Origin of the sequence: Citreimonas sp. (genome assembly GCF_042096055.1) — a bacterium.
GTDB lineage: Bacteria > Pseudomonadota > Alphaproteobacteria > Rhodobacterales > Rhodobacteraceae > Citreimonas.
The window spans coordinates 9,513-27,233 of record NZ_JBELMH010000047.1 but is presented as its reverse complement, the minus strand read 5'-3'; the positions used below and the strand labels follow the sequence as shown (position 1 = coordinate 27,233).

Sequence of the window (17,721 nt, the reverse complement as noted above, 5' to 3'; positions counted from 1 at the left end):
CCATGGCGGTCGAGTTGAACCAGGTCGCGGCGAAGACGAAGGCCAAGAGCCACATTGCAGTGCGCGACGGCGGCGGTCCGTCCTCTGCCGGGGCGCGCGGCCCGTCCGCCGTCGCGGTGCCTCTCGGCAGGCAGGCGTTGAGCGGCAGCGCCAGGCAAAGGTGGATCAGCGCCCAGCCGAGGCAGGCCTCGCGCCAGCCCCAGGTCGCCAGCATCAGGCCGGACAGCGGCCAGCCGACCGTGCTGGCGAAACCGGCGATCAGGGTGATGCCGGTGATCGGCCCGCGTGCCTCTTTCCCGTATATGCCCGTGAGCGTTGCAAAGCCCGCCTCGTAGAGACCGATGCCCATGCCGAGCCCGATGATCGCCCACCCGGCGAACAGGATCGCCGGCGACGGCGCCACGGCCAGCAGCGCGAGGCCCGCGGCGAAGATCAGGTTCGACAGGATCAGCACGCCGCGCCCGCCCGCGCCGTCGATCCGCGCCCCCGCCCACGGGCCGACCAGCGCCGAGACCACCATCGCCATCGAGAACGCGCCGAATACCCAGACCGGTGCCAGACCGAGATCCTCGGCCATCGGAACGGCAAGGACGGCTGGGATATAGTAGCTTGAGGCCCAGCTGACTGTGAGCGAGGTGCCGAGCGCGGCGACGACCGCGCCGCGCCGCCGGGCGGGGATACTCGGACTCATGATCGCGTTTCGGACTCGCCGTCTTTACGCCTCTTGTGAACGCTCACGCCAAGGACATCCAGAGCTGGAACAGCAGCCCCGAGGCGAAGGCGCCGGCCAGCGACAGCGCGATGTAGATGGCGAAGACCTGCGGCCGGGCCAGCGCCCACACCGCCATCGCCGCGGGAACCGAAGTCACGCCGCCCGCGACGAGGAAGGCCATGCCGGCCCCGGGCGCCATGCCCTGCTCGATCAGCCCGCCCACCAGGGGCAGCGCCGCGTAGCCGTTCAGGTAGGCCGGCACTCCGACGAGTGTCGCGGTCACGATCGGCATCACTCCGTCGCCGCCCAGGGCCGCGGTCACGGTCTCGACCGGGATCCACGCCAACATCAGGCTTTCGAGGATGAAGGCCAGCGTAAGCCACCGCGCCAGGAACAGCGTCGTGCTCAGGGCGGTGGCGGCAAAGGTCGCGCGGCGGGCGGGGTCGCTCCAGAACCGCCAGACGACGGGCTTCGGCGCGCGGATCTTCGCGCCGCCGCATCCGCCGTTGCCGATCCCGTCGCGCAGGGGATCGGCGAAGGCGCCGCCGCGCATCATCAGTTGCACCACGACCCCGCCGAAGACGCCCAGGCCGATCGCCGCGACCGTCTTGGCGACCGCGAACCCGACGCCGAGCAGGCCTGCGGTCAGCACGAACATCGACGGGTCCATGATCGGCGACGCCAGCCAGAAGGCCATCACCGCCGACAGCGGCACGCCCATCGCCAGCAACGCCGCGATCAGCGGGATGACCCCGCACGAGCAGAACGGTGAGACGCCGCCCGCCAGTGCCCCCAGCCCGATCATCAGCAATGGGGCGCCGGTAAAGGCGCGCGCGATGAGGTTGTCGGCCCCGGTCGCGCCCGCCCAGGCGGCGATCGCGATCGACAGGATCAGGAACGGTGCGGTGTTCAGCAGCGCCGCGGCGGCGAAACGCGTGCTGTCTGCCGCCTGCGAAGGGTCGAACACCGCAAGTGACGCAAGAATCAGCGCCGAGACCACCCAGACCCGCTGTTTCTGCCACAGGTGGCGCAGCGCCGCGCGCGGGCCGGGGGCTGCAATCGTCGAGTCAGTCATCACCAAATCTCTGGCTTTGTGGTTTCTTTGCGCCTGAAAGCGCGCGCGGGTTCATGCGGTGCCCTGGGCCGCGCGGACGGTGACGCCGGTACAGCATTCCGAGGTCAGGAACCCCAGAAGGTCGTTCATCGCGGGAAAGTCGACGCGGTTGAAGACCTCGCGCCCCTGCTTGTCCTGGATCACCAGCCCCGCGCCGACGAGCGTCGAGAGGTGATGTGCCAGGGTCGAAGGGGCCATGCCTAGGTGCTCCCCGATATCGCTGACGCGCAGGCCCGCGTCCCCCGCCCGCACCAGCAGGCGGAAGATCGACAGGCGGGTGTCGTGGCCGAGGGCGGCGAGCGCGCGGGCGTTGGGGCTGTGCGTGGTCATGGCGCCAAAAGAAACCAAAAAACCGGTTTTGTAAAGTGATTCCGCACGCCGCTGTAGCGGCCCATGATGCAACGCGCGCCCGTTGCCGGCGCCCCGCTCAGGTCGGGATCAGGTAGGGCGCGAAATCCTTCGGCGGGTCGATGACTGACACGATCTTCAGCTGAGAGATCGTCCGGTGCAGCGAGTTCCTGAGATGCGTCGACAGCATGCCCGCCGCGGCCGTGGTCGTCCCCGAGCGGAGCAGGTCGATGACCATGAACAACTCCATCAGCGATTGCCGGTCGGGCGGTAGGCCGAGCGAGAACAGGACGCTGTGCAGTGCCCACAGCCCGCTGCGGTTGCCGCCGATATAGGTCGCAAGCTCGCGGTTGGGGGTGGACAGGATCGCCAGCTCCAGGAAGCGCTGGTCGAGGTCGAACCACGTCTGCGCGGTGATCGGCCGGTCCCCGGGCAGGGCGCGGATGTCGTCGGCGAGGGTCGTCAGTGCCTCGGTCGAAGGCCGGGCCGAATTCAGCGCCGCCACCTCGAGTACCATGCGCAGCTCGAACTTGTCCTTGATCCGCTGCGCGGTCAGCGGCTCGACCACCCAGCGGGAATTGGCGCTTTTCTGGACCAGCCCGCGTTCCTGCAGGCGCGAGAGCACGTCGCGCACGACCGTCCGGCTGACGTCAAATTCCTGTGCGACGAGGGCCTCGACCACGCGGTAGCGGCCAAAGACCAGGCAGCGCGACAGCTCCTGCTCGACCGCGTTGTGGATCCGCAGCCAGTTCGGCTTGCCCACCGTGTCGTCAAGCGCGTCTAGGTCCAGGTCGAGCGTGCGCAGGTCGAGGCGCAGCGGTGTTTCGTCGCCGCCGGTCACAAGGTAGCCGCGCCCCGAGAACTTCTGCACCAGCCCCTCGTCGGACAGCAGCGAAAGCGCCCGCTTGATCGTGGCGCGTGACATCGACAGCCGCTCGGCCAGCGCGCTTTCCTGCAGCACGACCCCGGGCGCCAGCTTTCCGTCCGAGATGTTGGTGCGCAGAAGGTCGGCCGCGACCTCGAACAGGGTCGCCGGCTGAGGGTCCGGCGCGAGGGTGGCGTTCGCCTTCTGGGGCATCTCTTTTCCGATCTCCTGCGTCCGGAACGGTTGGCAAGCAACTGTTATCGAACGATTAATGCGCGTGCAACGAAAGGTTGTGGTATACAGAAAATCATTTTTCGGCTTCGGCTTTTCGGCGCGTGTGTCGGCTCGCCGTTGGTAAGCTGCCGGATTGCTGTGCAAAAATCTACAAGCAGAGCGCGTTTGAACAACTTTTTTGCGCTTTGCATACCGAGACCATTTTTTTCTTGCTCGATTCGGAAAGCGATGTTTGTGTACGCAGGTCAGACAAAAGGATGATCGGTGTGCTGAAGCTCGTTGGCGTCACCAGGCGATACGGGAACGTCGTGGCTCTCGACGGCCTGGACTTGACCGTTCCGGACGACACATACCTGTCGCTTCTCGGCGCGTCGGGGTCCGGAAAGACCACGCTTCTGCGGCTGATCGCGGGCTACGAAGAGCCGAACGAGGGGCAGGTCCTCCTGAACGGCGACCGCCTCGACGGCGTACCGCCGCACCGCCGCGACATCGGGTTCGTGTTCCAGAACTTCGCGCTGTTCCCGCACCTCTCGGTCGCCGAGAACGTGGCCTTCGGACTGCGCTACCGCGAGACCGGGCGCATAGAGAACGAAGCCGAGATCCGCGAGCGCACGCAAAACGCGCTCGACCTCGTGGGCCTCGCGGACTTCGGCCATCGCGGCGTCGGCGAGATTTCGGGTGGACAACGTCAGCGCGTCGCTTTGGCGCGCACGCTGGTGACCGAGCCGCGCGTCGTGCTGCTGGACGAGCCGCTTGGCGCGCTCGACGCCAACCTGCGCGCCCGGATGTGCGACGAGCTTCGGGCAATCCGCGAACGGCTGAAGGTCAGCTTCCTGCACGTGACCGGCTCCGAGACCGAGGCGCTGACCATGGGCGACACCGTCGCGGTCCTCGCCGACGGCAAGATTGCCCAAGTCGACAGCGCCCGCACCCTGTTCACGCAGCCGTCGAATCCGGCGGCCGCGCATCACCTGAATGCCTGGAACATCCTGCCCGGCGTCGTCGAGGGCGGCGGGTTGCGCACCTCGGTGGGCCTGCTGCCGATCAACGAGCCGGTGGCCGACCGGACGCCGGCGCAGCTGGGCGTGCGGTTCGACCGGATCGACGTCTGCGACCCGGCCGAGGTGCCCGAGGCCCACGATCATTTCGAGGCCGTCTACCTGACCGGCGAGTTCAACGGCCCCACGACCCTGTCGTTCTTCCGCACTCCGGACGGCTCGCTGATCCAGGTGCTGGACCACCTCAGCGATCCTCGTCTCCCCGCCCTGAAAGAGGGGCGCACCTACGCCCTGCACTTCCCGCCCGAAGCGGCGGTCCTGTTCAAGGGAGCCGCCTGATGGCCACGATGACGACCGACGCGCCGGCCAACAAACAGACCAGCCCCGCCGTCGCGCGCGAGGCCCGCGATCGCCGTCGCGCTCTGCTGCTGCTCAGCCCCGGTGTGCTGTGGATGGTCTTGTTCATGCTGCTGCCGCTTTGCATGGTCATCTACGTCTCGTTCTGGACGCAGACCACCTTTGCCATCGAACCCACGCTGACGACCGACAGCTGGGAACAGTTCATGAGCTCGTCGACATATCTCGCGGCGATCTGGACGACGCTCAAGGCCTGGATCATCGTGCTGGTCGCGACCATCGTGATCGGCTACCCGGTGGCGTTGTTCATCGGTCTTTTCGTCAAGAACCAGACGCTGCAGACCGCGCTGCTGGTCGCCTGCGTGATCCCGTTCTGGACGTCGTTCCTGATCCGCGTGATCGCCTGGCGCCCGATGCTGGGCACCGAGGGCGCGATCAACATCATCCTGACGAAGCTCGGCCTGATCGACCAGCCACTGACCTTCCTGCTGTTCTCTGAATTCTCGGTCTATGTCGGCATGACGCAGATCTACTGCGTGTTCATGGTCGGGCCGATCACCTTCATGATCGCCCGCATCGACGAGTCCGTGATCGAGGCGGCGCGCGATCTGGGCGCTTCGTTCGGCACGATCTTCTGGCGCATCGTCCTGCCCCTGTCGCTGCCCGGCGTGATCGTCGGCACGATCTTCGTGTCGGTCATGGTGCTGGGCGAATTCGCCACCGCCGCCTCGCTTTCGGGCCGCAAGGTGAACCTGCTTGGCAACATCATCGTCAGCCAGGTCGGGTCGCTGAAATGGGCCTTCGCCGCCGTCGCAGGCGTGGTGCTGACGGTGATCATCACGGCAGTCATCACGCTGGCGCTGCGCGTCGTCGACCTTCGGAAGGAAATGTGATCATGCAAGTCGGTCTTCTGCGCCCCGCCCTTGCGGTCTATGCCGGGCTTTTCCTGCTGTTCCTGTACGGTCCGATGATCGTGCTGGCGATCCTCAGCTTCCAGAGCCAGGGCGGCGGCCCCCAGTTCCCCGTGCAGGAATGGTCGATCTACTGGTACCGGCACCTGCTGGGCCTCGCCGAGACATCGCGCGTCTCGCAGCTGCCCGTCGGCGAAAGCCTGATCCGTTCGCTGGTGCTGGCGTTTATGACCACGGTCGTGTCGGTCACGCTGGGCACCATGAGCGCCGAGGCGTTCCGCACCCGCTTCAAGGGCTCGGGCCCGGTCTTCTACCTGATCATCCTCGGCATGATGGTGCCCGGCGTGCTGGTGGGCCTGGGCGTGGCGCTGCTGTCGAACTTCCTCGACATCGGCCGCGCGTGGTGGAGCACGTCGTTCGTGCTGCACGTCGTCTACACCTTCCCCTTCGCCTTCCTCGTGATGTTGGCGATCTTCAACCGCTTCGACCGCTCGGTCGAGGAAGCCTCGCTCTCGCTGGGAGTCAGCCCGGCGCAGACGTTCCGGCGTGTGACCTTCCCGCTGATCTTCCCGGGCGTGCTCTCGTCGATGCTGTTCAGCTTCACGCTCAGCTACGACGAATTCTCGCGCACGCTGTTCACCGCCGGGGCCGAGCTGACGCTGCCGCTGTCGATCTACGGGACGTTCTCGGTCGAAATCTATCCCAACATCTTCGCCTTCGGGGTGCTGACGACGCTGTTCAGCTTCACGCTTCTGGTCATCTACGGCCTGCTGATGAAGCGCTTCACCGCCCGCGCCAAAAGCCGCTTCGGCGGGCAGGAGGAGGCGGCATGATCGCGCTGGTCACAGGCGCTGGTTCGGGCATCGGGGCGGCCATCGCCGAACGGCTGGCGCGCGACGGTCACCGGGTGGCGGTCAACGACTTGCATCTAAAGGCCGCCGAGACGGTCGCCGCCGGCATCCGCGACGCGGGCGGGCAGGCACATGCTTACGCAGCCGATGTCAGCGACGACGCGGCCGTCGACGCGATGATGCAGGCCGTGCGCGCGGATCTTGGCGTGCCCGAAATCCTGGTGAACAACGCGGGCTTCGGCCACCAGGCGCCGTTCCTCGAGATCGAGCCCGCCGATTTCGACCGCATCTTCGCGGTGCACGTGCGCGGCACGTACCTGATGACCCGCGCCTGCCTGCCGGCCATGATCGAGGCGGGGCAGGGGCATATCGTCAACATCGCCTCTCAGCTTGGGCAGATCGGCGGCGTCGAGCTGGCGCATTATGCCGGGGCCAAGGCTGCCATCATCGGCATGACCAAGTCGCTGGCGCGCGAAGTCTCGACCAAGGGCGTGCGCGTCAATGCGGTTGCGCCGGGGCCGGTCAACACGCCGCTGGTCGCCGCGCTGTCCGAGGATTGGAAGACCGCCAAGAAGGCCGAACTGCCGCTGGGCCGCTTCGGAGAGCCCGCCGAGATCGGCGGCGTCGTCAGCTTCCTGTGCTCGGACGACGCCGCGCTGTTCGTCGGCCAGACGCTGGGGCCGAATTCCGGAGACGTGATGCTGTGAGGGATGACATGGACAAGAGAGTGGTCATCGTGACCGGTGCCGGAATCGGCATCGGCCGGGCGACTTCGCTGCGCTTCGGCGCGATGGGCGACCACGTGGTCGTCACGGACGTGCTTACCGACGAGGGCGCGGCGGTCGCGGACGAGATCGCCAAGGCCGGCGGCAGCGCCGAGTTCATGCCGCTCGACGTGCGCGACACGGCCGCCGCCGACGCGCTGGTCGCGGACGTCGCCGCGCGCCACGGCCGGATCGACGTGATCGTCGCCAATGCCGGGATCGCGCACCGCGTGCCGATGTCCGAGATGACGGACGAGAAGTGGGACCTGACCTTCGACATCGACCTCAAGGGCATGCTGCGGGTGATCCGACCGGCGCTGCCGGTGATGAAGGACGGCGGCGCGATAGTGTGCCTCAGCTCGATCATGGGCGTGGCCTATGGCTGGGACGAGCACGTCCATTATTCCGCGGCGAAGTCCGGCGTGGTGGGCCTGGTGCGCGGCCTCGCGGTCGAGATCGCCCGCCGTGGCATCCGCGTGAACGGCGTGGCGCCGGGATACATCCGCACCGCGCAGCTTCTGAGCGAGCAGAACAGCCTCGGTCCGAACGCTGCGGAAATCGCGTCTCCCTACATCCCGATGAACCGTCTGGGCGAGCCGGAAGAGATCGCCAGCGTCATCGGCTTCCTGGCATCCGCCGACGCGTCCTACCTGACGGGGCAGGTCGTGACGGTCGATGGCGGCCTGCTACCGGGCCGCTACTGAAGTCTAGAAAACCAATCAAAAGCAGGGAACATGACCATGAAAACACCGAACCGTCGTACCTTCATGAAGGGCAGCGCCGCGCTTGGCGCCGCCGCCCTCGGCACCGGGATCCATCCGTGGGCCAGCTGGGCCCGCGCGCAGGAACTGGGCAACCAGGCGCTGCGCACGACCGGCCTGTCGACCACCGTTCAGGACCGCATCCTCGAGATGTTCCAGCAGTCGAGCGGCGTCGGTTCGGTCTCGGGCACGCCCGCGACCTTCCCGGATTCGCAGACGCGCATCCTGTCGGGCTCGTCCGATTTCGACACGTGGGAGATCATCGCCGAGCGTCTGCCCGCGCTGATCGCCACCGACAACGTCGAGCCGATCCCGGTCTCGGAAGTGCCGAACTGGGCCAACATCCGCGACACCTTCACCACGCCAGATCCGAAGTGGGAAACCCGCTCTCAGATCGTCGGCCAGATCTGGGCGGACGAAGCGCAGACCGAACTGTACATGGTCCCGGCCGTCTACAACTACGACTCGATCGGCTACAACCCCGAGGTGCTGTCGGACGAGGAAGCCAACACTTGGACCGCCATCTTCGACGAGAAGTGGCGCGGCAAGTCGGGCCTGAACGTCGACCCGCTGATCGCGTTCGGCCAGGCGATCCTGGCGATGAACACGCTGGGCATGCTCGAGGTCCCGAACCCCGGCAACCCCAACGTCGAGGAAATCGACGAAGCCACGAAGTTCCTGATCGCCAAGAAGAAGGACGGCCAGTTCCGCGCCCTGTGGGGTGACTTCGGCGAGCTGGTGAACCTGATGGCCTCGGGCGAGATGGTGGTCTGCGACGCATGGCAGCCGGCCGTGATGGCGGTGAAAGCGCAGGGCAAGCCCGCCAAGTACGCGCGGCCGCGCGAAGGCTACCGCGCCTGGTCGATCGGGCCGTCGATGCTGAAGGGCACGCCGAACCGCGAGGCCGTGATCGCCTACGCCAACTTCTGGCTCTCGGGTGAGCCGGGCATCACCGTGACCGAGCAGGGCTACTACTCGCCCTCGACCAACATCAAGAACGCGATGGACCCCATGGCCTATGCCTTCTGGTACGAGGGCCAGCCGTGGGATGCCCCGGCCGAGCGCGGCATCGTGCCGGGCGATCTGCGCGACGGCGGCTCGCTCGAAGAGCGCGCCTCGAACGTCGCCTACTGGCACCAGTGGCCGGACGAGTACGACCACCTGATCCGCCGCTGGGACGAGTTCCTGAACGCCTGATCGACGACCGGGCGCGCGGCCAGACCGCGCGCCCACCGCATGGCCCCCAACGTTCCGAGGCACGGTGACGATGCAGTACGATCTTGAACTCGTTTCGGTCGGCAAGACCTATCCCGACGGGACCGTCGCGGTGTCCGATTTCGACCTGAAGGTCGAGAAGGGGGAATTCGTGGCGTTCCTCGGCCCGTCCGGGTGCGGCAAATCCACGACGCTTCGCATGATCGCGGGGTTCGAGGACATCACCAACGGCGAGATCCTGATCAAGGGCCGGAACGTGTCGCACACGCCGCCCGAGAAGCGCCCGACCTCGATGATCTTCCAGAACTACGCGTTGTTTCCGCACATGACCGTGCGCCAGAACATCGCCTTCGGCCTCGACGTCAAGAAGATGCCCAGGGCCGAGAAGAACAACAAGGTCGACCGCATCCTCGAGATGCTCAACCTCAACGAATTCGCCGACCGCAAGGCCGACCGGCTGTCGGGCGGCCAGAAGCAGCGGATCGCGCTGGCGCGCGGCCTTGTGGTCGAGCCCGAGATCCTGCTGCTGGACGAGCCGCTGGGCGCGCTGGACGCCAGCCTGCGGCGGATCATCCAGAACGAGCTTAAGCTGCTGCAGCGCGATCTCGGGATCACCTTCGTCTTCGTCACCCATGCGCAGTCCGAGGCGCTGGGCCTGTCGGACCGCGTGGTCGTCATGTCGAACGGCGTGGTCGAGCAGATATCCGCCCCGAAAGAGCTGTACACCCGTCCCGCCACGCCCTTCGTGGCCGAGTTCATCGGCTCGAACACCATCATCCGGGGCAAGCCGGGCCCCGCGCTCGACGGCGGGCTGCAGCAGATCGAGACGCCCTACGGGCCCATCGCGGGCGTCGGCGGAACCGGCGCCGACACCGCCGTGATCCCGGCGGAATCCTTCCGCCTGGGCCTGCGCCACACGCCCGGAGAGATCGCGCTGCCCGGCACCGTGACCGCCAAGCAGCTTGTGGGCTCGATCGGCTTCCTGCGTGTGCGCCTCAGCGACGGCCGCGAGATCGACGTCGAGACGCATTCCGGCTCGCCCGAGGCCGAAAGCCTGTCGTCAGGCTCGGCCGTGACGCTGGGGGTCGACCCCGCATCGGTCACGTTGATTCACCAGTAACGGAAAGAGGGAGACTACAACCATGGCTAAGGATATTCAGGTCGGCTTCGGCATCGACGTCGACGCGGTCGCCGGCTGGCTCGGCTCTTACGGCGGCGAGGACAGCCCCGACGACATCTCGCGCGGGATGTTCGCGGGCGAGGTCGGCTCGCCCCGCCTGCTCGACCTGTTCGACCAGCAGGGGCTGACGACGACCTGGTTCATCCCCGGCCATTCGGCCGAGACCTTCCCCGAGCAGATGCGCGACGTCGCCAAGCGCGGCCACGAGATCGGCATCCACGGCTACAGCCACGAGAACCCGATCGCCATGACGGCCGAGCAGGAAGAGGCCGTGCTGGACAAGGGGATCGAGCTGATCACCGAGATCTCGGGCAAGCGGCCGACCGGCTACGTGGCGCCGTGGTGGGAATTCTCCAACGTCACCAACGAGCTGCTGCTGAAGAAGGGCATCAAGTACGACCACTCGCTGATGCACAACGACTTCACGCCCTACCGCGTGCGCGTCGGCGACAAGTGGACCAAGATCGACTACTCGGCCAAGCCCGAGGAGTGGATGAAGCCGCTGGTGCGCGGCGAGGAGACCGACCTGATCGAGATCCCGGCGAACTGGTATCTCGACGACCTTCCGCCGATGATGTTCATCAAGAAATCGCCCAACAGCCATGGCTTCGTGAACCCCCGCGACATCGAGCAGATGTGGCGCGACCAGTTCGACTGGGTGTATCGGAACATGGATTACGCGGTCTTCCCGATCACGATCCACCCCGACGTGTCCGGCCGCCCGCAGGTGCTGATGATGCTGGAACGGCTGATCGCGCACATGAAGGCGCACGAAGGCGTCCGCTTCCTGACGATGAACGAGATGGCCGACGATTACGACCGGCGCTTCCCGCGCAAGTAACCTCTGCCGAAGGGCCGCTTCCCAGCCGGGGGCGGCCCGCCACAACACGAAAGGCCCCTCATGTGCTCGCTTTGCGGAATTCTCGGATGTGACGATCACTGGACGCATTCGGTTGATCGCCCCGGCGTGTTCACCCGCAACACCGATCGCCATTCGCGGCGGTCCGAGGGCGCAAGGCGCGTGGCCGCGGCCAACCGGGTCCTGTCCTTCCGCCGGATCAAGCTGGCGGAATGGCAGGGCACGTCCTTCGTGGTCTCGAACGCCACCGGCGCGTCGACCGTCTTCGAATCCTTCTCGCATCTCTGGCCCGAGGCCGAGGCGCTGTGCGGCCGCGAGATCGACCCGCTGGACGAAGCGCTGATCGACTGGGCGCAGAAACAATGATCGGCGTCACCCTGCTGACCGGTTTCCTGGGGTCTGGCAAGACCACGCTGCTGCAGCGCCTGCTGACCGATCCCGCGATGGCGCGCGCCGCCGTGCTGATCAACGAGTTCGGCGAGGTTGGACTGGACCATCACCTGCTGGACCGGATCGACGACAACGTGGTCCTGATGAAGTCCGGCTGCATCTGCTGCACCGTCCGCGGCGAAGTGGCCGACGCGCTGATGAACCTCGACAGCCTGCGCACCCGCGGCGAGATCGACTTCGACCGCGTCGTGATCGAGACGACGGGCCTGGCCGATCCTTATCCCGTTCTGCAGACGCTGCGCGCGCACCCGGTGCTGCGCAGCCATTTCGAGAACGACGGCGTGCTGACCACCGTCGACGCAGTCAACGCCGCCCGCCAGGTCGAGCATCGGGCCGAGGCGGTACGCCAGATCGCGGCAGCCGACCGGATCATCCTGACCAAGACCGACCTCGTCGAGGTCGCCGACATCACCGCCCTGCGGGCGACCCTGTCGCGCATCAACCCCACCGCGCCCGTCGTGACCGGCGCGGACGAGACGCGCGCCATCATCGCGCGGCTCGATCCAGCCCTGCCGCCCGAGGATGTCGCGGAGACGCGCGCGCACCACCACCATCATCACCACCACGACGTGAACGAGGACCTGGGCGTCGTCACGTTCTCGCTGACCGTCGAGCAAAGCGTCGACTGGACCGATTTCGGCATCTGGCTGACGCTGCTGCTGCACCGCTATGGCGACCGCATCTTTCGCTTCAAGGGGATCCTCGCCATCGCGGGCGAGGATCGACCCGTGGCGGTTCACGGCGTGCAGCATCTGGTGCACGCCCCGGTGCACATGACGCACTGGCCCGAGGGGCCGCGCGTTTCGCGCATGGTCTTCATCCTCGAAGGGATCGATCCGGACCGCATCCGCCGGTCATTTTACGCTTTCATGAAACTGGACGAAGTGAGAGCAGTGGCCTGATGGAACCACTGCGCATTCTCTGCACCGAAATTCTGCCCTGGCGGCTGCTCAAGGACCGCGCCGAGGCCGATCTCGGTTTTCCGGTCGAGTTCATGGAGCAGGACTTCGTCACCGCCCAACGCACCGCCGCGATGGAGCCGGATCGCTACGACGTCTACGACCAGTGCTTTCACAACCTGGACATCGTCTGGCACTGGCGCGCGATCCAGCCGATCGAGATCGACCGCATCGAGGCCTGGGGCGAGATGAGCGACCTGGCTCGCTCGGTCGGATCGGGGGCGTCCGGGCGGGGGCTCGGCGACGCGCCGGCGACGCGGCTGTTCGTGCAGCCCGACGCGACGCTGTCGGCGAACCCGGGGCGGCACATCTCGATGCTGCCGACGGTCTACAATTTCGACAGTTTCGCGATCAATCAGGCAGATGCGGCGCTGGACGTGGACCGCGACGTGGTCAGCTGGTCAGAACTGCTCGACCCACGCTGGCATGGTCGGGTCGCGCTGGTGGACGAACCCGCGATCGGCGCCTTCGACCTGACGATGGCGCTGGTCGCCGCCGGTCGGATGGAGGTGCAGGACCTCGGCAACATGACCGTGGCCGAGATCGACGAGATGTACCACCAGGCGGTTGATCTGGTGAACTCGGGCCACCTCGCGCCGTTTTGGCGCCGGGCGTCCGAACCGGTCGAGCGCTTCGCCAGCGGCGAGCTGTCGATCTCGTCGATCTGGTCGCCGGCGGTCGTGGGCATGAAGGCGCGCGGCATCCGCGTACGGCAAGCTTCCCCGGCCGAGGGTTACCGCGCCTGGCACGGCGGGCTGTGCCTGTCCAAGCACCTTTCCGGCTCGCGGCTGGACATGGGCTATGCCTGGATGAACTGGTTCCTCGATGGCTGGGCCGGCGCCTGTTTGGCGCGGCAGGGCTACTACATGTCCGTGCCGGAACGGGTGCGCACACATCTCAGCGCCGAGGAATGGGATTACTGGTACGAGGGCAAGCCCGCCGCCTGCGATCTTCCCGACCCCGACGGCCACTGCGCGATCCGCACGGGCGAGGTCCGGTCGGGCGGATCGCGGCTGGCGCGTTCGAACCACATCGCGGTCTGGAACAGCACGATGGACGAGCACAATTTCCTCGTGCGCCGCTGGAACGAGATCATTGAACTGGCGGCGGAACGCCGCGCGCGCCGCCGCGCCGGCTGATTGCCGCGGCGGCCCCGGATGGGGGATGCCATGAAGACGGTGACACTGATCGCGACTGGCGGCACGATCGCCTCGACCGCGGATCGCGCGGGCGGGCCGGTCAATGCCGGCGTCGCGGGCGCGCGGCTGCTGGACACTCTGCACGACCGGCCCGAGGGCATTGGCGTGCGGGTCGAGGATTTCGAGGCGGTGGGCAGCTACGCGCTCGACCTCGAGACGGTGCATCGCCTGTGCGCCCGCATCGACGCCTGCCTCGCCGATGACGATGTCGCGGGAGTCGTGGTCACGCACGGCACCGACACGATGGAGGAAAGCGCCTACCTCGCCGATCTGCTGGTTACCTCGGACAAGCCTGTGGTCTTCACCGGGGCGCAGCGCCACGCCGGTGCGCCTGACACGGACGGGCCGCGCAACATCGCCGACGCCATCCGCTGCGCTGCCACCGAAGGGCTGCGTGGCCAGGGTGCGGTGATCTTGTTCGAAGGCGACATCCACGCCGCGCGCGAAGTGACAAAGGCGCACACCTCGCGCGTCGACACGTTCCGGTCGATCGGATTGGGCAAGCTGGGCGAGGTCGATGGCGGAGCGGTCCACCTCTACCGCCGCCCGATGGCGCGCCGGACGATCACGGCCCCACGGCTCGACGCGGGCGTCGAGCTGATCCTGCTCGGGCTGGGCAGCACGCCCGACTACCTCGATTACTGCGCATCGTCCGGCAAGACCGGCATCGTGCTGGCGGCCTTTGGCCGGGGCAACGCCCCCAAGGGCTTCGCCGACCGGATCGCGCGACTGACCGCCAGCGGCATCCCCGTCGTCGTCGCCTCGCGCTGTGCCGAGGGGCGCACGATGCCGATCTACGGCAAGGATTCCGGCGGCCGCACGCTCGATGATGCGGGCGTGATCTTCGCGGGTGCGCTGTCGCCGATCAAGGCGCGGCTTCTCCTGGCCGCCCTGCTCGGCGCCGGTGCGGACCAGCAGACGATCCGCGCGGCCTTTGCGGACGCCACATGATCGCGGGTCCAAAACCGCCTCGCAGGCAGGCAGGACTTCGCCCGCGGCGCCCAAGGCAAGGATTTATGCGTTAATCACCAAGAAACCGCGGCGCGGTGTGGCACTATCCGGCGCATGGCAGACTTTCCGAGAGAGTGACGATCATCTTCAACCGCGCGCATACGCAGGCCCCCAAGGGTGATGAGACATGGCAGCAGGTCGTGTCCGAGGCGTATTTTCCGCTGGAGACCGATTGTCGGGACCGCTCGAATTTCTACGGCACGATGGACCGCTGGTCGCTGGGCGTCGTCGGCCTGTCGCGGATCCAGTGCGACGCGGTTCTCTACCGTCGCAAGCGGCACCATTTCCTGAACGAGACCGAAAGCTCGCTGCTGATCGCGATCCCCGAGAACGAAGAGGTGCAGTTCTCGCAGAACCAGCGCCGCACGTCTTGCAAGCCGGGCGGCTTCCTGGTCGAACGCAGCGACGCGCCCTACGAGTACTGGCACGACGGGCGCAACGTGCAATGGGTGCTGAAGGTGCCCTCGGCCAGCGTTCGGGCGCGCGTGGGCCCGGCCGAGCGGCTGGGCGGCCTGACCTTCGACGGCCGCGAGGGCGTGGCGAGCTATTTCCTGAGCAGCCTGCGCATGGCGGTGTCGCATGTCGCCCAGCTGGACGACGCCGCGCGCGAGGCCGCCGGCAACCACCTTCTGGACCTGCTGTGCCTGGCCATCCGGAACGACAGCCGCGTGCTGGGCAGCAGCACCTCGACCATCCGCTCGGCGCACCTTTATCGGGCCGAGCAGTTCATCCGCGAGCATCTGAAAGCGCCCGACCTGTCGCCCGCCGTGGTGGCCGACGCCTGCGGCATCTCGCTGCGCTACCTTCAGCAGCTGTTCACCGAGACGGGCCAGTCCGTGAACGGCTACATCCGCGACCGCCGCCTGGTGCGCTGTTCCGAGGATCTGCGCGCCGCCGGCAATGCCGCGACCGTGGCCGAGATCGCCTATCGCTGGGGCTTCGCCGACCAGGCGCAGTTTTCCAAGCATTACAAGGCGAGGTTTGGCTGCACGCCGACAGAGACCCGCAAGGAGGCAGGACGCCTCCGCACGTGACCGCCGCATCGTCGGGCATGGCCCGACGGCGCTGAAAAGACCGCAAGACCAAGGTTCGACACTCCCGCCGAAGCATCGCTTCGGCGAGCGGGCAGGCTTTGCCCGATGCAAAAGAGGACGCCAGCATGGCCAATACCAGAGTCGCCGTCGACGTGGGGGGCACCTTCACAGACATCTGCATCATGGACGAGACGACCGGCGCGATCCGGATCGAGAAGACCGCCTCGACCCCGGACGACCCGATGCGCGCGATCATGAACGGCATCGACCAAGCGGGGATCGACCTGCCGGACGTGTCCATGTTCTCGCACGGGACGACCGTGGCGACCAACGCGCTGATCACCCGCAACCTGCCGCGCGCGGCGATGGTCTGCACCGAGGGCTTTCGCGACGTGGTCGAGATCCGGCGCGCCAACAAGGAAGACCTTTGGGACACCTACAAGGACGTGGCCAAGCCCTACATCCCGCGCCGCGACCGCCTGACCGTGCGCGAACGCGTCAGCGCAGAGGGCGAGGTCCTGATCGGGCTGGACGAGGACGACGCCTACCGCGTGGCGGGCATCCTGAAGAAACGCGGCGTGGCGGCGATCGCCGTGTGCTTCATGAACTCCTACGTGAACGGCGCCAACGAGCAGCGCATGCGCGACATCCTGAAAGAGGTCATGCCGGACGTTCCGGTCTCGATCTCGTCGCAGATCATGCCCGAAATTTTCGAGCACGAGCGGTTCTCGACCACCATGGCCAACGCGGTCGTGTCGCCCGTGGTGGTCGATTACGTGGCGCGCCTGTCGGACAAGCTGGCCGATGGCGGCTATGCGCGCGAACTGCTGCTGCTCCATACCGGCGGCGGCGTGATGACGACCAAGGCGGTCCGCGACTTCGCCGCGCGATTGGCCGGATCGGGCATTGCCGCGGGTGCGATCGCCAGTCGATTCATCGGCAACCTCTGCGGCTACCCGAACACGATCGGCTTCGACATGGGCGGCACGTCGACCGACGTGTCGGTCTCGTACCAGGGAGAGCCGCGCATCACCAAGGACTGGTACATCGAGTACGGCTTTCCGATCCGCTTCCCGTCGATCGAGGTGCTGACCATCGGCGCGGGCGGCGGGTCGCTGGCCTGGCGGGACGAGGGCGGGTCGCTGCGCAACGGGCCGCAATCGGCCGGCGCCGATCCGGGGCCCGCCTGCTACAGGAACGGCAACGAGATCGCGACCAACACCGACGCGAACGTGGTGCTCGGGCGGCTCGGCACCTCGCTGGCGGGCGGCAAGATCACGCTGGACCCGCAACTGGCCGAGGACGCCGTGCGCCGCTCGGTGGCCGAGCCTTTCGGCATGGAGCTGCACGAGGCCGCCGAGGCGATCGTGCGCGTGGCCAACGCTAACATGGGAAACGCCGTGCGCCTGCTGTCGATCTCGCGCGGCTACGATCCGCGCGACTTCGCCCTGTGCGCCTTCGGCGGCGCGGGCGCGCTGCACGGGGCCGCGGTCGCGCGTGAATTGTCGATCCCGACGGTGATCGTGCCGCCGAACCCCGGCGTCACCTCGGCACTGGGCTGCCTGCTGGTCGACATCCAGCACGACTTTTCCGACAGCTTCATGCGCCCGGCCGACGGCACCGACCCTGCCGAGATCGAGGCGGCGTTCCAGCGCATCGAGGGAGAGGCGCGCGACCAGTTGGCCCGCGAAGGTGTCGAGCCGAAGGACATGATGCTGCAGCGCACGGTCGAAATGATGTACCAGGGGCAGTGGCGCTCGCTCGAGGTTTCTGTGCCGTCGAAGATCGTCGACACGGCCGAACTGGTGCAGGCGTTCCACGAGGAACACGCGCGCGAATACAGTTATTCGCGCAAGGACGCGCCGGTGTCGCTGTTCCGCGTGGCGGTCAAGGCGGTCG

General features: G+C 67.1%; 18 protein-coding genes. 14 read left to right on the top strand and 4 right to left on the bottom strand.

Annotated elements, in window-relative coordinates; all coding sequences use genetic code 11:
- The 4 genes from ACFDTC_RS11570 to ACFDTC_RS11555 all read right to left on the bottom strand — a co-directional run.
- The coding region (locus ACFDTC_RS11570) for an MFS transporter (protein WP_375259032.1) at nt 1–691 on the bottom strand (691 nt) is incomplete at its 3' end.
- 43 nt (nt 692–734) lie between these two features.
- Nucleotides 735–1,787, bottom strand: a complete 1,053-nt coding sequence (locus ACFDTC_RS11565) for a permease (protein WP_375259031.1) — start codon at nt 1,785–1,787, stop codon at nt 735–737.
- 51 nt (nt 1,788–1,838) lie between these two features.
- Nucleotides 1,839–2,156, bottom strand: coding sequence for an ArsR/SmtB family transcription factor (locus ACFDTC_RS11560; protein ID WP_375259030.1), 318 nt, complete (start codon nt 2,154–2,156; stop codon nt 1,839–1,841).
- Between the two features lie 97 nt (nt 2,157–2,253).
- On the bottom strand, nt 2,254–3,252 hold the full coding sequence (locus ACFDTC_RS11555) for a GntR family transcriptional regulator (protein WP_375259029.1): 999 nt from the start codon (nt 3,250–3,252) through the stop codon (nt 2,254–2,256).
- A 287-nt stretch (nt 3,253–3,539) separates the two neighbouring features.
- Between ACFDTC_RS11555 and ACFDTC_RS11550 the strand changes: the two genes are divergently transcribed.
- The 14 genes from ACFDTC_RS11550 to ACFDTC_RS11485 all read left to right on the top strand — a co-directional run.
- Nucleotides 3,540–4,610: an ABC transporter ATP-binding protein gene (locus ACFDTC_RS11550; RefSeq protein ID WP_375259028.1), complete on the top strand. Its 1,071-nt coding sequence runs from the start codon at nt 3,540–3,542 to the stop codon at nt 4,608–4,610.
- Nucleotides 4,610–5,521, top strand: coding sequence for an ABC transporter permease (locus tag ACFDTC_RS11545; protein ID WP_375259027.1), 912 nt, complete (start codon nt 4,610–4,612; stop codon nt 5,519–5,521). Before ACFDTC_RS11550 ends, ACFDTC_RS11545 begins: the two co-directional genes overlap by 1 nt.
- Nucleotides 5,522–5,523: 2 nt before the next feature.
- Nucleotides 5,524–6,372: an ABC transporter permease gene (locus tag ACFDTC_RS11540; RefSeq protein WP_375259026.1), complete on the top strand. Its 849-nt coding sequence runs from the start codon at nt 5,524–5,526 to the stop codon at nt 6,370–6,372.
- Entirely contained in the window at nt 6,369–7,097 is a 729-nt protein-coding gene (locus ACFDTC_RS11535) for an SDR family NAD(P)-dependent oxidoreductase (RefSeq protein WP_375259025.1), read from the top strand. The genes ACFDTC_RS11540 and ACFDTC_RS11535 overlap by 4 nt, the downstream gene beginning before the upstream one ends.
- Nucleotides 7,098–7,105: 8 nt before the next feature.
- On the top strand, nt 7,106–7,858 hold the full coding sequence (locus ACFDTC_RS11530; RefSeq protein ID WP_375259024.1) for an SDR family NAD(P)-dependent oxidoreductase: 753 nt from the start codon (nt 7,106–7,108) through the stop codon (nt 7,856–7,858).
- A 30-nt stretch (nt 7,859–7,888) separates the two neighbouring features.
- On the top strand, nt 7,889–9,112 hold the full coding sequence (locus ACFDTC_RS11525) for a PotD/PotF family extracellular solute-binding protein (protein WP_375259023.1): 1,224 nt from the start codon (nt 7,889–7,891) through the stop codon (nt 9,110–9,112).
- Nucleotides 9,113–9,182: 70 nt separating this feature from the next.
- Nucleotides 9,183–10,250 carry an ABC transporter ATP-binding protein gene (locus tag ACFDTC_RS11520; protein ID WP_375259022.1) on the top strand — a complete coding sequence of 356 codons (1,068 nt, stop codon included), beginning with the start codon at nt 9,183–9,185 and terminating at the stop codon, nt 10,248–10,250.
- A 22-nt stretch (nt 10,251–10,272) separates the two neighbouring features.
- Nucleotides 10,273–11,151 carry a polysaccharide deacetylase gene (locus ACFDTC_RS11515; RefSeq protein WP_375259021.1) on the top strand — a complete coding sequence of 293 codons (879 nt, stop codon included), beginning with the start codon at nt 10,273–10,275 and terminating at the stop codon, nt 11,149–11,151.
- Nucleotides 11,152–11,277: 126 nt separating this feature from the next.
- Nucleotides 11,278–11,535: a hypothetical protein gene (locus ACFDTC_RS11510; protein ID WP_375259020.1), complete on the top strand. Its 258-nt coding sequence runs from the start codon at nt 11,278–11,280 to the stop codon at nt 11,533–11,535.
- Entirely contained in the window at nt 11,532–12,521 is a 990-nt protein-coding gene (locus ACFDTC_RS11505; RefSeq protein WP_375259019.1) for a CobW family GTP-binding protein, read from the top strand. Before ACFDTC_RS11510 ends, ACFDTC_RS11505 begins: the two co-directional genes overlap by 4 nt.
- A complete protein-coding gene (locus ACFDTC_RS11500; protein WP_375259018.1) occupies nt 12,521–13,717 on the top strand; it encodes a PotD/PotF family extracellular solute-binding protein in 1,197 nt (398 codons plus the stop codon). The genes ACFDTC_RS11505 and ACFDTC_RS11500 overlap by 1 nt, the downstream gene beginning before the upstream one ends.
- Before the next feature lie 30 nt (nt 13,718–13,747).
- Entirely contained in the window at nt 13,748–14,728 is a 981-nt protein-coding gene (locus ACFDTC_RS11495; protein WP_375259017.1) for an asparaginase, read from the top strand.
- A 134-nt stretch (nt 14,729–14,862) separates the two neighbouring features.
- Nucleotides 14,863–15,822: a helix-turn-helix domain-containing protein gene (locus ACFDTC_RS11490; protein WP_375259016.1), complete on the top strand. Its 960-nt coding sequence runs from the start codon at nt 14,863–14,865 to the stop codon at nt 15,820–15,822.
- A gap of 125 nt (nt 15,823–15,947) precedes the next feature.
- A partial coding sequence (locus tag ACFDTC_RS11485) for a hydantoinase/oxoprolinase family protein (protein ID WP_375259015.1) occupies nt 15,948–17,721 on the top strand: 1,774 nt, incomplete at its 3' end.

Excerpts from the sequence above, each read along its gene's own strand:
- ACFDTC_RS11565 (WP_375259031.1), bottom strand. The coding sequence starts at position 1,787 with ATGACTGACTCGACGATTGCAGCCCCCGGCCCGCGCGCGGCGCTGCGC.
- ACFDTC_RS11560 (WP_375259030.1), bottom strand. The coding sequence starts at position 2,156 with ATGACCACGCACAGCCCCAACGCCCGCGCGCTCGCCGCCCTCGGCCAC.
- ACFDTC_RS11555 (WP_375259029.1), bottom strand. The coding sequence starts at position 3,252 with ATGCCCCAGAAGGCGAACGCCACCCTCGCGCCGGACCCTCAGCCGGCG.
- ACFDTC_RS11545 (WP_375259027.1), top strand. The coding sequence starts at position 4,610 with ATGGCCACGATGACGACCGACGCGCCGGCCAACAAACAGACCAGCCCC.
- ACFDTC_RS11540 (WP_375259026.1), top strand. The coding sequence starts at position 5,524 with ATGCAAGTCGGTCTTCTGCGCCCCGCCCTTGCGGTCTATGCCGGGCTT.
- ACFDTC_RS11535 (WP_375259025.1), top strand. The coding sequence starts at position 6,369 with ATGATCGCGCTGGTCACAGGCGCTGGTTCGGGCATCGGGGCGGCCATC.
- ACFDTC_RS11530 (WP_375259024.1), top strand. The coding sequence starts at position 7,106 with ATGGACAAGAGAGTGGTCATCGTGACCGGTGCCGGAATCGGCATCGGC.
- ACFDTC_RS11525 (WP_375259023.1), top strand. The coding sequence starts at position 7,889 with ATGACCATGAAAACACCGAACCGTCGTACCTTCATGAAGGGCAGCGCC.
- ACFDTC_RS11520 (WP_375259022.1), top strand. The coding sequence starts at position 9,183 with ATGCAGTACGATCTTGAACTCGTTTCGGTCGGCAAGACCTATCCCGAC.
- ACFDTC_RS11515 (WP_375259021.1), top strand. The coding sequence starts at position 10,273 with ATGGCTAAGGATATTCAGGTCGGCTTCGGCATCGACGTCGACGCGGTC.
- ACFDTC_RS11505 (WP_375259019.1), top strand. The coding sequence starts at position 11,532 with ATGATCGGCGTCACCCTGCTGACCGGTTTCCTGGGGTCTGGCAAGACC.
- ACFDTC_RS11500 (WP_375259018.1), top strand. The coding sequence starts at position 12,521 with ATGGAACCACTGCGCATTCTCTGCACCGAAATTCTGCCCTGGCGGCTG.
- ACFDTC_RS11495 (WP_375259017.1), top strand. The coding sequence starts at position 13,748 with ATGAAGACGGTGACACTGATCGCGACTGGCGGCACGATCGCCTCGACC.